General features: G+C 70.9%; 15 protein-coding genes. 2 read left to right on the forward strand and 13 right to left on the reverse strand.

The features are described 5' to 3' along the window. Window positions 1-69 precede the first annotated feature (69 nt). The gene (locus AB0389_RS15260) at window positions 70-1,311 is read left to right on the forward strand and encodes a site-specific integrase (protein WP_366395859.1); all 1,242 of its coding nucleotides are present in this window, start codon (window positions 70-72) and stop codon (window positions 1,309-1,311) included. A 189-nt stretch (window positions 1,312-1,500) separates the two neighbouring features. Here AB0389_RS15260 and AB0389_RS15265 read toward each other — a convergent pair whose 3' ends face one another. The 5 genes from AB0389_RS15265 to rpsB form a co-directional block, all read right to left on the reverse strand. After that, a complete protein-coding gene (locus tag AB0389_RS15265; RefSeq protein WP_366395860.1) occupies window positions 1,501-2,538 on the reverse strand; it encodes a phosphatidate cytidylyltransferase in 1,038 nt (345 codons plus the stop codon). Beyond that, a complete protein-coding gene (gene frr, locus AB0389_RS15270; protein WP_114665441.1) occupies window positions 2,538-3,095 on the reverse strand; it encodes a ribosome recycling factor in 558 nt (185 codons plus the stop codon). Before frr ends, AB0389_RS15265 begins: the two co-directional genes overlap by 1 nt. A gap of 139 nt (window positions 3,096-3,234) precedes the next feature. After that, a complete protein-coding gene (pyrH, locus tag AB0389_RS15275; RefSeq protein ID WP_181957528.1) occupies window positions 3,235-4,002 on the reverse strand; it encodes a UMP kinase in 768 nt (255 codons plus the stop codon). 159 nt (window positions 4,003-4,161) lie between these two features. Beyond that, entirely contained in the window at window positions 4,162-4,998 is an 837-nt protein-coding gene (gene tsf / locus AB0389_RS15280; protein ID WP_366395861.1) for a translation elongation factor Ts, read from the reverse strand. A 105-nt stretch (window positions 4,999-5,103) separates the two neighbouring features. Beyond that, on the reverse strand, window positions 5,104-6,033 hold the full coding sequence (gene rpsB, locus AB0389_RS15285; protein WP_366395862.1) for a 30S ribosomal protein S2: 930 nt from the start codon (window positions 6,031-6,033) through the stop codon (window positions 5,104-5,106). Between the two features lie 279 nt (window positions 6,034-6,312). Here rpsB and AB0389_RS15290 point away from each other — a divergent pair, with 279 nt between their 5' ends. Continuing rightward, window positions 6,313-6,909 (forward strand): peptidoglycan DD-metalloendopeptidase family protein, encoded by a 597-nt coding sequence (locus AB0389_RS15290; RefSeq protein WP_366395863.1) that lies wholly within the window; start codon window positions 6,313-6,315, stop codon window positions 6,907-6,909. An 18-nt stretch (window positions 6,910-6,927) separates the two neighbouring features. Here the strand turns inward: AB0389_RS15290 and AB0389_RS15295 are convergent, their stop codons facing one another. From AB0389_RS15295 to lepB, 8 genes are all read right to left on the reverse strand, one after another. Beyond that, on the reverse strand, window positions 6,928-7,467 hold the full coding sequence (locus tag AB0389_RS15295; protein ID WP_366395916.1) for a helix-turn-helix domain-containing protein: 540 nt from the start codon (window positions 7,465-7,467) through the stop codon (window positions 6,928-6,930). A 79-nt stretch (window positions 7,468-7,546) separates the two neighbouring features. Beyond that, a complete protein-coding gene (whiG, locus tag AB0389_RS15300) occupies window positions 7,547-8,383 on the reverse strand; it encodes an RNA polymerase sigma factor WhiG (protein ID WP_366395864.1) in 837 nt (278 codons plus the stop codon). A 293-nt stretch (window positions 8,384-8,676) separates the two neighbouring features. Beyond that, window positions 8,677-9,840 carry a DNA-processing protein DprA gene (gene dprA, locus AB0389_RS15305; RefSeq protein WP_366395865.1) on the reverse strand — a complete coding sequence of 388 codons (1,164 nt, stop codon included), beginning with the start codon at window positions 9,838-9,840 and terminating at the stop codon, window positions 8,677-8,679. Continuing rightward, on the reverse strand, window positions 9,837-11,462 hold the full coding sequence (locus AB0389_RS15310) for a YifB family Mg chelatase-like AAA ATPase (RefSeq protein ID WP_366395866.1): 1,626 nt from the start codon (window positions 11,460-11,462) through the stop codon (window positions 9,837-9,839). The genes dprA and AB0389_RS15310 overlap by 4 nt, the downstream gene beginning before the upstream one ends. Beyond that, window positions 11,462-11,842, reverse strand: coding sequence for a YraN family protein (locus tag AB0389_RS15315; RefSeq protein ID WP_366395867.1), 381 nt, complete (start codon window positions 11,840-11,842; stop codon window positions 11,462-11,464). Before AB0389_RS15315 ends, AB0389_RS15310 begins: the two co-directional genes overlap by 1 nt. Before the next feature lie 118 nt (window positions 11,843-11,960). Continuing rightward, a complete protein-coding gene (locus AB0389_RS15320; protein ID WP_366395868.1) occupies window positions 11,961-12,269 on the reverse strand; it encodes a DUF2469 domain-containing protein in 309 nt (102 codons plus the stop codon). A gap of 55 nt (window positions 12,270-12,324) precedes the next feature. Then, on the reverse strand, window positions 12,325-12,849 hold the full coding sequence (locus tag AB0389_RS15325; protein WP_366395869.1) for an NUDIX hydrolase: 525 nt from the start codon (window positions 12,847-12,849) through the stop codon (window positions 12,325-12,327). Then, entirely contained in the window at window positions 12,836-13,609 is a 774-nt protein-coding gene (gene lepB / locus AB0389_RS15330) for a signal peptidase I (protein WP_366395870.1), read from the reverse strand. The genes AB0389_RS15325 and lepB overlap by 14 nt, the downstream gene beginning before the upstream one ends. Between the last annotated feature and the right edge of the window lie 8 nt (window positions 13,610-13,617).

Here is a 13,617-nt window from a genome sequence, read left to right on the forward strand (position 1 = left end):
CCAGCCCCACGGCCGGTGGCGAGCACCCCTCGCCACCGGCCGCCGCCATTCCCCAGGGAGCAGCCACCCATGGCAGGCCACATCCAAGACCGCTGGTACAAGACCGAGACCAGCACCAACGGCAAGACCACCCGCGCCAAGACAGACCGCCACGGCACCGGCATGCGCTACCGCGCTCGCTACATCGGCCCCGACGGAACCGAGAAGTCCAAGTCCTTCCCGGACCGTCAGAAGCGCCTCGCTGAGAAGTGGCTGGACCACATCGCCGCCGACATGTCGGGCGGAACGTACGTCGACCCCCGCGCCGGTCGGACCACGTTCCGGCAGTTCGCGGAACGCTGGCTGAGCGCGCAGACCACCGACCCCACGACGCAGATCGCGACGGAGACACGTCTCCGGCTGCACGCCTTCCCCCGGATCGGATCGCGCCCGCTCGATTCGTTCCGGCCGTCCCACATCCAGGAACTCGTCAAGGCTCTCGAAGACTCCCCGATCGAGGGGACATACGCGCGCATCATCTACGCGAACGTGCGCGCCGTTCTGTCCGCCGCCGTGGACGACGGGTTGCTCAACAGGAACCCGTGCGGCTCGAAGTCCGTCCGGCCGCCGGCCGCCGAGTCCGCGCGTGTCGTCCCGTGGCTGCCGGAACAGGTGCTCGCAGTCCGGGCCGCGCTCCCGGAGCGGTACCGGGCGATGAACGACGCGGGCGCCGGATGCGGACTCCGACAGGGCGAGATCATCGGGCTGGCCGAGGATGACGCGCTGGACTTCGAGACCGACACGGTGCACGTCGTGCGACAGGTGAAGCTCATCGGCGGAAAGGCCGTGTTCGCGCCGCCGAAGGGGAACAAGGAACGGGACGTGCCGCTCCCCGGTTCGGTGGCTGAGGTACTCCGTGGCCACATGGACGCGTTCAAGCCCGTTGCGGTGACCCTGCCGTGGCGGAAGCCGGACGGTCCCCTGGTGACGAAGCGTCTGCTGTTCACGAACACGGCCGGTGGCATCGTCTGGCGCAGCAACTTCAACATTCAGGAGTGGAAGCCCGCCATCGCCACCGCTGGCTTCATTCCCGAGCCCGACCCGGGCAAGCCGTACGACGCGGCGCGCGAGCACGGCATGCACGCGCTCAGGCACTTCTACGCGTCCGTCTTGCTCGACGCCGGGGAGAGCATCAAGGCCGTGAGCGAGTACCTGGGACACGCCGATCCCGCGATGACGCTCCGGGTGTACGCCCACCTGATGCCGAGTAGCCGGGAGCGAGCCCGGCGCGCGATCGACAAGGCGCTTCACCCCGGCCAGGAAGCAGCCTGACGGCCCACGCACGGCCCGGAGTCGGGGCCGTGGCCCTCTCTCAGCGCCAAACCCGCTGGTAGAGGGCTTATGGGCGACCCGGTGGCGCGAGTTCTCCAGGTACAGGCATGGTCCGTCCAGTGTCGCAGACGTATGAAGGGGGCCCGCCGTCCTGTGGACAACGAACCCCCCGATGCGCTCAGGGCCTGGTCAGGAGCCGACGAAGAGCACCAGCAGCAGCCAGACCACGGGAGCGGTGGGCAGCAGGGAGTCGAGCCGGTCCATGATGCCGCCGTGGCCCGGCAGCAGGGTGCCCATGTCCTTGATGCCGAGGTCCCGCTTGATCATGGACTCGCCCAGATCGCCGAGCGTGGCGCTGGCCGCGACCGCCAGGCCCACCAGGAGTCCCTGCCACCAGTGGCCGCCGTCGATCATGAATTCCATCAGGAGCGCGCCGGCCACCATGGCGAAGAGGACGGCGCCGCCCAGGCCCTCCCGGGTCTTGCCGGGGCTGATCCGGGGCGCGAGCTTGTGGGTACCGAAGCGCCAGCCGACGGCGTACGCGCCCGTGTCGCTGACGACGGTCAGGACCAGGAACATCAGCACGCGCTGCGGTCCGTCGTCCGCCGTGAGCATCAGCGCGACGAAGGTCGCCAGGAACGGCACGTAGAACGCGGCGAAGACGCCCGCGGTCACGTCCCGCAGATAGCCCTCCGGCGGCTGTGTCATACGCCAGACCAGCACCGCGAGCCCGGTGAGCGCCATGGCGGCCCAGGCGCCCTCGGGGCCGCGCGCGTAGCCGGCCACGACCATCGCGGCGCCGCCGACGGCCAGCGGTACGAGCGGGGCCTTGATGCCCTTCTTCTCGTCGAGCCGCGAGGTCAGCTCCCAGAGCCCGATGACCACAGCGACCGCTATGACGCCGATGAAGACGGCCTTGACGATGAAGAGGGACGCCGCGACCACCGCGCCGAGTCCGACTCCGACTCCTATGGCCGCCCGCAGGTCACGGCCGGCCCGCTTCTTCTGCGGTGGCGGGGGCGGTGGCGGGACGGCCATGGGCTCCTGCGGAGGTTCGTCACGGAGTTCGGCATGGGATTCGTCGCCGAATCCGTCGGGCACGATGGGCATGGGCCGAGTCTGCTGTGCGGACTGCCCGTCGTACGCGGGACCCGCCGGGGCGGCCCCCTGGTCGGTCGGTCCCCAGTAACCGGCTGTCGGCGGGGCCCCCCGGGAAGAGTCGTTCATCAGACCTCTAGCAGCTCGGCTTCCTTGTGCTTGAGCAGCTCGTCCACCTGCGCGACGTACTTCGCGGTGGTGTCGTCCAGCTCCTTCTCCGCGCGGCGGCCCTCGTCCTCGCCGACCTCGCCGTCCTTGACCAGCTTGTCGATGGTCTCCTTGGCCTTGCGGCGGACGGCGCGGATCGAGATCTTGGAGTCCTCGGCCTTGGTCTTGGCGACCTTGATGAACTCCTTGCGCCGGTCCTGGGTCAGCTCCGGGAACGTGACGCGGATGATGTTGCCGTCGTTGCTCGGGTTGACGCCGAGGTCCGAGTCGCGGATCGCCTGCTCGATATTGCGCAGCGCGCTCTTGTCGAACGGGGTCACCACGGCCATCCGCGCCTCCGGCACGGCGAACGAGGCGAGCTGGTTGATCGGGGTCAGGGCACCGTAGTAGTCCGCCACGATCTTGTTGAACATCGCCGGGTGCGCGCGCCCGGTTCGGATCGCGGCGAAGTCGTCCTTGGCGACTACGACGGCCTTCTCCATCTTCTCCTCGGCCTCAAGGAGGGTCTCTTCGATCACCACTTGCTCCTGCGTGTCTTTGAGTGGCCCGGCGCGTCTCGGCCGGCGGGATCCTGCGTCGCGTCCTGTCCTGCACGGTCTCCGACCGGCAGGGCTCTGTCCATCCCCGTGCGGGGCGGCCCGGGCGGCCGACCTGAGGTCAGTCGCGGGTGCCCTGGTCGCTCACGAGTGTGCCGATCTTCTCACCCTTGACCGCGCGCGCGATATTGCCCTCGGTCAGCAATTCGAAGACCAGGATCGGCAGTTTGTTGTCCTGGCACAGCGTGATGGCGGTCATGTCGGCGACCCGCAGATCACCGGCGATCACCTCGCTGTACTCCAGTGCGTCGAACTTCACCGCGGCCGGGTTGGTCTTGGGGTCGGAGTCGTAGACCCCGTCCACCCCGTTCTTCCCCATCAGCAGCGCCTCGGCGTCGATCTCCAGGGCGCGCTGGGCGGCGGTGGTGTCGGTGGAGAAGTACGGCATGCCCATGCCGGCGCCGAAGATGACGACCCGGCCCTTCTCCAGATGGCGCACGGCGCGCAGCGGGATGTACGGCTCCGCGACCTGGCCCATGGTGATGGCCGTCTGGACGCGGGAGTCGATACCTTCCTTCTCCAGGAAGTCCTGGAGGGCCAGGCAGTTCATCACCGTACCGAGCATGCCCATGTAGTCGGAGCGGGCCCGGTCCATGCCGCGCTGCTGGAGTTCGGCGCCGCGGAAGAAGTTGCCGCCGCCGATGACGACCGCGATCTGGGCGCCGTCCCTGACGACGGCGGCGATCTCGCGGGCCACGGCGTGGACGACATCGGGGTCGACGCCGAGCGCGCCCCGGCCGGCGAACGCCTCACCGGACAGCTTCAGCATGAAACGTCCGTGCTTCGTGCTGTGCTTCGTGCCCTCGTCGCTGTGGTCGGCCTGATTCATGGAGATCTCCTCGTGCACATACGAAGAAGGCCATTGCCGGGGGGTCCTTGCGGTTCCCTGTACGGCAATGGCCTCCTCGTCAGATCTGCGATCGTCCGGCGCGTGACGCGGACGACTGCCTCAGACCCTATCGGGGTCTTAGGTTGATCGCGTACGGACTCAGACGCCGACCTTGATGCGCGTGAAGCGCTCCAGGGCGACACCGGCCTCGTCCAGAACCTTCTGGACGGACTTCTTGTTGTCCTTCGCGAACGCCTGCTCCAGGACGACGATGTCCTTGAAGAAGCCGTTGACGCGACCCTCGATGATCTTCGGAAGGGCGGCCTCGGGCTTGCCCTCCTCGCGGGAGGTCGCCTCGGCGACGCGGCGCTCGTTCTCGACCGTCTCGGCCGGGACCTCGTCGCGATTCAGGTACTTCGGCGCGAAGGCGGCGATGTGCTGCGCGACGTCCTTGGCGACCTCGGCGTTCTCCTTGTCCAGCTGGACGAGGACGCCGACCTGCGGCGGGAGGTCGGGCATCGTGCGGTGCATGTACGCGGCCACGTAACCGCCGGTGAACTGCGCGAAGCGGTCCAGGACGATCTTCTCGCCGAGGTTGGCGTTGGCCTCGTCGACGTACGCCTGTACGGTCTTGCCGGCCTCGATCTCCGAGGCGAGCAGCGCGGCCAGGTCGGCCGGGGAGGTCGCGGCGACGTGGGCCACGAGCGCGTCGGCGACGGCCTGGAACTTGTCGCTCTTGGCGACGAAGTCCGTCTCGCACTTCAGCTCGACCAGCACACCGGTGCTGTGGTCGTCGGCGATGAGGGCGACGACGGCGCCGTTCTCGGCCGAACGGCCCTCGCGCTTGGCGACGCCCTTCTGACCCTTGACGCGGAGCAGCTCGACGGCCTTGTCGACGTTGCCGTCGGCCTCGTCCAGCGCCTTCTTGCAGTCCATCATGCCGACGCCGGTCAGCTCGCGGAGCTTCTTGACGTCAGCGGCGGTGAAGTTCGCCATGATCTGTAATTCTCTCTCGAAGGTCTGAAAGATCTACGGGTTGACGGCGGAGGCCCAGCTCCTGTCCGGGTGGGCCCCCGCCGTCGACTGCCGAACCGGTGAAGGTCAGGCCTGCTCGGCGTCCGCGGCCGGGGCGGCCTCGGCGACGGGTGCCTCGGCAACCGGCGCCTCGGTCTCGGCGGCAGCCGGGGCCTCGGTCTCGGTCTCAGCGGCGGCGGCGGCCGGGGCCTCGGCGGGCTTCTCGGCGTCGTCCTTCTTCTCACCCTCGAGAAGGTCGCGCTCCCACTCGGCGAGGGGCTCGCCGGCGGCCTTCTCGCCCGGCTTCGAGTCGCCGGTGGCCACGCCGGAGCGGGCGATGAGGCCCTCGGCGACGGCGTCGGCGATCACGCGGGTGAGCAGGGTGACGGAGCGGATCGCGTCGTCGTTGCCCGGGATCTTGTAGTCGACCTCGTCGGGGTCGCAGTTGGTGTCGAGGATCGCGACGACCGGGATGTGGAGCTTGCGCGCCTCACCGACGGCGATGTGCTCCTTCTTGGTGTCGACGATCCAGACGGCGCTGGGCACCTTCTGCATCTCGCGGATACCACCGAGGGTCTTCTCCAGCTTGGCCTTCTCGCGGGAGAGGACCAGCAGCTCCTTCTTGGTGAGGCCGGAGGCGGCCACGTCCTCGAAGTCGATGAGCTCAAGCTCCTTCAGACGCTGAAGGCGCTTGTAGACGGTGGAGAAGTTGGTGAGCATGCCGCCCAGCCAGCGCTGGTTGACGTAGGGCATGCCCACGCGCGTCGCCTGCTCGGCGATGGCTTCCTGGGCCTGCTTCTTCGTACCGACGAACATGATGGAGCCGCCGTGGGCGACGGTCTCCTTGACGAACTCGTAGGCGCGGTCGATGTACGACAGCGACTGGAGCAGGTCGATGATGTAAATGCCGTTGCGCTCCGTGAAGATGAAACGCTTCATCTTCGGGTTCCAGCGGCGGGTCTGGTGACCGAAGTGGACGCCGCTTTCCAGCAGCTCCCGCATCGTGACGACGGCCATGGCCGTACTCCTTGAGGTACTCGGTTGTCGCGTCCGCCGGACGGCAGTCGCGCCTGACGCCCCGGTCGCGCTGTGCCGCGGAGGACCGAGAAGCGCTGTCATCGGCGACAAGAGGCCGATGGCGGGGCGTGCGAAGTCGATCCGGTGGCCCGGATCGCCACATGAAGTGTACGGGACCTTCGCACCCTCGGGTGACGGAGCTGTCCACAACCGGTCAGTACTCCACAGACCGGGGCCATGATCAGCGCGGTCACGGCACTCCGCGCGAGGGTGTGGGGCATGACCACTGTCCGTGTTTCCGGGCGTCCCGCCCGCCGCTCCGTTCTCACCGTAACCCTCGTCCTCACCTTCACCTTCGCCCTCACCGCCGGCCTCGCGTGGCCCTCGCCGCACACCGCGTCCGCCGCCCGCGCGGACCGCGTCCCCGACGGCCGCCGCGGCTGGCCGGTGGGCCCGCCGCCCGTGGTGGAGCGCGGCTGGCGACCGCCCGCCTCGGCATACGGTCCGGGGCACCGCGGAGTGGATCTCGCCGCCCCCGCGGGCACCCCGGTACGGGCCGCCGCGGCCGGCCGGGTCTCCTTCGTGGGCCCGGTCGGTGGCCGCGGGGTGGTCTCGATCACCCTGTCCGGCACCGGTGACCCCCCGCTGCGCATCACGTACGAGCCGGTGGAACCGCTGGTGGCGAGGGGGGACGAGGTGGATCCGGGCGGGCTGGTGGGCACGGTGGCGCCGGGCCCCTCGCACTGCGCGACAGGCTGCCTCCACTGGGGGCTGCTGCGGGGCACGGTCTATCTCGACCCGCTGTCCCTGCTGCGCCGGGGCCCGTCGCGGCTGCTCCCGGTCCGGGGTGTGCCGGAGCCCGGGCCGGCGCCCTGAGGGACACCGGTGCCGGTGTCAGCCCCGTACGCCTCGCAGGGCCATGGACACGGCCGCCTCGACGATCTCCGGCGGCACCTCCGCCGCGCCGAGTTCGATACGGCGGACCGCCGCGTCCACGATGCCCTGGAGGAGCATCGCGGCGAGCCTGGGGTGGTCGTGGCCCAGCTCGGCCAGCGCCTCGACGATCATCGCGATCAGCCCGCCGTGCGCGGCCCGGATCTTCTCCCTGGCGCCCGCGTCCAGCTCGCTGGCGGAGATGGCGACCACGGCGCGGTGGCGCCGGTCGCCGACCAGGGCGAGCTGGGTGCGGACATACGCCTCGATCTTGGCGTCGGGGGCGTCCTCGGCGTCCATCGCCGCCTCCACCTCGGCCGCCCAGACCGGGAAGTCGACCGCGCACAGCTCTTCCACGACGGCCGCGCGGGAGCGGAAGTACTCGTAGACGGAGGACCGGGCGAGACCCGTGCGCTCGGCGAGGGCGGGGAAGGTCAGCGCCTCCGTACCGCCTTCGGACAGCAGGGAGCGCGCGGCGTCCAGCAGGGCGCCTCGTTGCATGGTCCGGTGCTCGGCCACGGAGGCCGCTCGAATCCTTGGCACACCACCACTCTACGGATCCGGTCGCGGCGGCACAGCGTCAGCGTCCGACGTCGGCCAGCTTCGCGCGGAGTTGCAGCACCGACTTTGTGTGGATCTGACTGACCCTGCTCTCGGTCACCCCGAGGACATTGCCGATCTCGGCGAGGGTGAGGCCCTCGTAGTAGTACAGCGTGACCACGGTCTTCTCCCGGTGCGGGAGCGTGTTGATGGCGCGTGCGAGCAGCCGCCGCAGCTCCCGGTCCTCGGCGACCTCCACCGGATTGTCGGCGGCGGTGTCCTCCAGGGTGTCCATCAGGCTGAGCCGGTCGCCCCCCTCGCCGCCGACATGCAGCAACTCCTCCAGCGCCACGACGTTCGCCAGGGACAACTGGCTGAAAACCGAGTGGAGTTCCTCCAGCGTGATGGCCATCTCCGCGGCCACCTCGCCCTCCGACGGCGTCCGCCGCAACTGGGCCTCCAGCGTGGCGTAGGCCCGCTCGACCGCTCTCGCCTTCTGCCGCACGGAACGCGGGATCCAGTCCAGGGCCCGGAGTTCGTCGATCATGGCACCGCGGATCCGGGTGATCGCGTATGTCTCGAACTTGATCGACCGCTCGATGTCGAACTTCTCGATGGCGTCGATGAGCCCGAAGACACCGGAGGAGACGAAGTCGGCCTGCTCGACATTGGACGGCAGCCCGACGCTCACCCGGCCGGCGACATACTTCACCAGTGGCGAGTAGTGCAGGATCAACTGCTCGCGCAACCGCCCGTCGCCCGTGGCCTTGTACGACCGCCACAGCTCGTCGAGCGACGAGGGCGCGGGGGGCCGCACGCCGCTCCGGGCAGCCGGGGGCGCTGCCGCGCGGTCAGACCCGGAGGTGTGCTGGGGCATGCGTCGCCTTGAGCCGTTCTGCCGTGAAGTGTGGGGGCGTGAGATGCGGGAGTGTGCGGGTGCCGGGTGGACGGTCTGTACGTGTGGGGGACATCTGTCGTACCGGAATGCAGGTGAGCGTAGCGTGACTGGGAGGTCGCGCTGCGCGAGGAGCACACGGCGTGGTCCCCTCCCGCGGTATCTGTCGGTCACGCCTTCGATCCGGGGCCGACGTGGGTCGCGCCGGCCCTCCGGACGTCACCGACGGCCGAGCGAGGATCACCTCTCTCACCTTTTCACCCGAATGCCCCAGGTCAAGTACCGCCTCGCCGCACGGCGCCGGCCGGAGTCGGCCACGCGGCCAACCGCCACCCGTCGCCCTCCCGTTCGACGAACCCCAACGAGTGGAGTTCGTACAGCCTGCCGAGCGCCTCGTCGACGGTCGCGCCGGCGCCGCGCGCGATCTCTTTCCCCACCGCGCTCCCCCGGGCCGGCAGGGCCTCCAATACCCGGGCGCTGACGGGATCGAGCAGATCCCTGGCGAGTACGGGACCGCGGCGCTGCGGTGCCAGCTCGCCGATGTCGCCCACCAGCTCGGCGACTTCGGCCGCGTCGGTGACCAGCACGCCCTCCCCGCGCAGCAGTTCGTGCACCCCGGCGGAGAGCCCGCTGGTGGCCGGTCCCGGTACGCCCATGGTGAAACGGCCGAGCCGCTGCGCGCAGCGCGCGGTGACCAGGGAGCCGCTGCGGTACTCGGCCTCCACGACGACGGTTCCCCTGGTGAGGGCCGCGATCACCCGGTTGCGGAGGACGAATCGGCTGCGGGTGGGATGGTCGCCGGGCGGCAATTCTGCGACCAGCAGCCCCTGTTCGGCGATGCGTCCGATCAGTTCCGCGTGGCCCGGCGGATAGGCACGGTCGACGCCGCAGGCGAGTACGGCGACGGTGGCGCCGCCGGCCGCCAGCGCGCCCCGGTGGGCCGCGCCGTCGACTCCGAACGCGGCGCCGGAGGTCACGACCCAGCCGCGCTCGGCCAGTCCGGTGCCCAGCCCGGCCGCCATATGTGCCCCGTAAGGAGTACACGCGCGGGCGCCCACGACGGCGACGGACCGCAGTGACCAGATACGCAGGTCCGAACGGCCGCGCACCCAGAGCCCGATGGGCCTGGCCGCGCCGAGGTCGTCGAGCTGGCTGGGCCACTCCGGGTCGCCGGGGCAGACGAACCGGCCGCCGAGCTCCGCGATGGCCGCCAAATCGCCCTCGGGGGCTACCGCCCGCGCCCGCAGCCGGTAGCCCCCGAGCCGTTGCTCGGTGGCGCCGGTGAGCCGCGGCGGCCCTGTGTCCGGGGCGGTCAGCAGCTCCAGCAGTTCGACGGCGCCGAACCGCCGCAGCCACTGGCCACCGCACTCGTCCCCCGGCTCGAACACCCGGGTGAGGGCCGCCCTGGCCAGCCGCTCCTCCGTTCCGGCGGCCGTCATGACGCCGCCCCCGCCGCGGCCACCGTGCCGCGCGCGACGCCGGTGCGCAGCTCCAGCGCCAGCGCCACGTCCCGCGCCCTCGGCCGGTCGCGCCCGGCGAGATCCGCGACCGTCCAGGCCACCCGGAGCACCCGGTCCACACCGCGCGCGGTGAGCAGGCCGCGCTCCAGGTCCCGCTCGGCCGCGTCGAGCGCGCCGGGCTCCACGGGCCAGCGGGTGCGCAGCTCATGCCCGGGGACCTCGCTGTTGACGGCCCAGGGGCTGCCTGCGAGCCGGTGTGCCGACCGCGCCCTGGCCTCCCGCACCCGGGCGGCCACCACCGCCGTCGACTCGCCCCGGCCGCCCTGTTCCAGCAGGTCCGCCCGTCCGACGGGCTGGACACCGACCCGCAGATCCACCCGGTCGAGGAGCGGTCCTGACAGCCGCGACTGATAGCGGCGGATCACCGAGGGCGGGCACTCGCACCCGGCGCCGTGCAGGGTGTGCCGCCCGCACGGACAGGGGTTGGCCGCGAGGATCATCAGAAAGCGCGCGGGCAGCCGCACCACCCCGGCGCTGCGCGCCACCACCACATGCCCCGACTCCAGCGGCTGCCGCAGCGCGTCCAGCGCCCGGCCAGAGAACTCCGGGGCCTCGTCCAGAAACAGAACGCCTCTATGAGCCAGGGACACCGCGCCCGGTCTGGGCAGCCCGTTGCCGCCGCCGACCAGTGACTGCATGGTGGCCGAGTGGTGCGGCGCGCAGTAGGGCGCGGAGCGCACGAGCGGCTCCCCCGGCGGCAGCATCCCGGCCACCGAGTGCACGGCGGTCACCTCCAGGGACTCCTGTTCGGTCAGGGGCGGCAGTACGCCGGGCAGCCGCTCGGCCAGCATCGTCTTGCCCGCGCCCGGCGGCCCGTGGAGCAGCAGATGGTGTCCGCCCGCCGCGGACACCTCCAGCGCCGTGCGGGCCGCGTCCTGTCCGGCGACGTCCGCGAGATCGGGGCGGTGTTCCGGGCTCCCGGCGCCGATGGCGAGGCCGGTGCCCACTCCGGCGCCGGGTACCAGCAGCCCGGCCAGCATGGGGTCCGGGCGGCCCGGTCCTGGCTCCTGCGGCTCGTCGGGGACGGGTTCGTCGGTCAGGACGGCGATCAGCTGGCGCAGGCTCCGGACGCCGAGGACCGACACACCGGGCACCAGGGACGCCTCGCCCGCCGTTCTCTCCGGGACGACGACCTGCCGGTAGCCTGCCTCGGCCGCCGCGAGCACCGCGGGCAGTACCCCGCGCACCGGCCGGACCCGGCCGTCCAGGCCCAGTTCACCGATCAGCACCAGATCGGCGATGGCCCGGGGATCGATCCGCTCGGCGGCGCCGAGCACCGCCGCCGCGACGGCGAGGTCGAAGCCGCTGCCGCTCTTCGGTACGGAGGCCGGGCTCAGTCCCACCGTGAGTTTCTTCTGCGGCCACTCCCCGCCGGAGTTGACGACCGCCGCCCTGACCCGGTCCCGGCTCTCCACCAGGCTCTTGTCGGGCAGGCCGACCAGGGTGAAGGCGGCCACGCCCGGCTCCAGATCGGCCTGGACCTCGACGACCACTCCCTCGACGCCGACCAGGGCGACCGAACACGCACGCGCGAATCCCATCAGGCCACCCCCCGCGCGTGCTCGACCACGGGCGCGCCCCTGGCAGGCAGCACCACACCGATCAGGTCGATGCGTACGCCGCCGGGCGGGGGCGGGCCGCCGCACCGTTCCAGCCAGCAGGCGGCGAGCCGCCGCAGCCGGTCGGCCTTGGCCGGGGTGACCGCGGCCATCGGATGTTCGAAGGAATCGGCTCTGCGGGTCTTCACCTCGCAGACGACGAGCACCTCGTGGCCCCGGGACTCGGTGTCCCTGGCCACGATATCGATCTCGCCTGTCCTGCCGCACCGCCAGTTGCGGGCCACCACGGTCATCCCCGCCGCGACCAGCCGTCGCGCCGCCAGATCCTCGCCGTATCGCCCGAGCGCCGCCGTAGCGTTCATATCGGCACCACCTCCGGCACCGACTCTGCCGCGTCGGCCCGAAGCTGGTGGATCTTGGTGGACAAGGCGCCGGTTGTGGAAAACTCGCTCACTCTCCGGAGTGAGCGGTGGCCGTGCGTCAGCCTCCGGGCATTTCGAGGTCGCTCTTGTTCAGCTCCTCGATATTCACGTCCTTGAACGTCAGCACACGCACCTTCTTGACGAACCTGGCCGGCCGATACATGTCCCAGACCCAGGCATCGGCCATGGTGACCTCGAAGAAGACCTCACCCTGCACAGAGTGGACCTGCATCTCGTAGTCGTTGGTGAGATAGAAGCGCCGCTCGGTCTCGATCACGTACTTGAACAGACCGACGACGTCTCGATACTCCCGGTAGAGCTTCAGCTCCATCTCGGTCTCGTATTTTTCGAGGTCCTCGGCGCTCATGGCATGTTCCCCTTCAGCCGTACGTCCCCCCATTGTGCTCCGGCCCCCGCGCCCACTAGACGTTTTCGGGGGCGAGGACCACCGGTGCACCCGGAGGACCCTCGTCGAGCAGCGTGCGCAGCAGCTCGGCGAGCCTGGTCGGGTACACCGTCTCACGCGCCGCCGACAGTTCGGCGGAGGTCCACCACCTCATCCCCGCTACGCTGCGCAGTTCCAGTTCGGTGAGCCCGCCGGGGGAGAACTCGGTCTGTGCGGTACGGGCCAGGAAGTACCACTCGTCCTGGTTCCAGCGGCGGCCGTCGAACGGGAAGGAGCACGTCCTGCGCCAGAGCACCGGCCCCAGCTCCACCCGGGTGATCCCGGTCTCCTCGGCCAGCTCCCGCAGCGCGGCCTCCGCCCGGCTCTCGTCGCCCTCCAGACCGCCGCCGGGCGTGAACCACCAGGCGTTGTCCGGATCCTCCGGCTCATGGCCGTGCATCAGCAGAATCCGGTCCTCGGGGTCCAGCAGCACCACCCGTGCCACTCTGCGCAGCCCGCCGCCGGGTGCCTGCCCGTCCCGTACCGCGTCATCGGCCGGCATCCGCGGCCACCCCCTCCGCGCTCCGGGCGCCCCTGCCCGACCGTGCCCGGGACAGCCATCCCGCCACCGGTGCGTACGCCGCGCCGCCGAGAATCAGCGCCACCCCGGCCAGCACCGCCGCGACGATCAGCCGCACCGGGCCCGGTTGCGACACCCCGCCCGGCAGGGCCGCGAAGCCCTCGGGCCGCCCGATCAGTCCGCCCAGGGGCCAGACGACCGCGTCCACCCGCGCGTCCACCACCGTGCGCGGCACCGAGCCCTGCGCCGCGTCCTCCAGATGGACCCGGGAGTCCAGGGAGCCGCTGCGCTCATCACCGAGCAGGAACAACTGGCCGGAGGGCACGGTCGCGGAGAAGTCGGTCGAGGACGCCCGCCCGCCGAGCATCCCCTTCACATACGGTTCGTCGACCGCCTTGCCATTGACGGTCAGCCGGCCGTCGCTGTCGCAACAGGCGATCTTGTCGCCGCCGACTCCGACCACCCGCTTGACCATCGGCATATTGGCCCACTGCTCGTCGCTGAAGACCACCACATCGCCCCGGCGCACCTCGCCCCCGGATATCCGCTGCGCCAGCACCCGGTCCCCGGCCTTGATCGTCGGGTCCATCGAGTTGGTCGGCACGGCGTACGGCCGGTACTCGACGGCCGCCCAGGCGAACCCGCCGAGGAAGAGCACACAGCCGACGGCCACGGCCAGCCCCGACAGCACACTGCCGAGGCGACCGCGGCCGCCGTTCGTACGTCCCGCTGTTCCGCTCATCCCAGCCC

It is taken from the genome of Streptomyces sp. NPDC093109 (assembly GCF_040701725.1).
GTDB lineage: Bacteria > Actinomycetota > Actinomycetes > Streptomycetales > Streptomycetaceae > Streptomyces.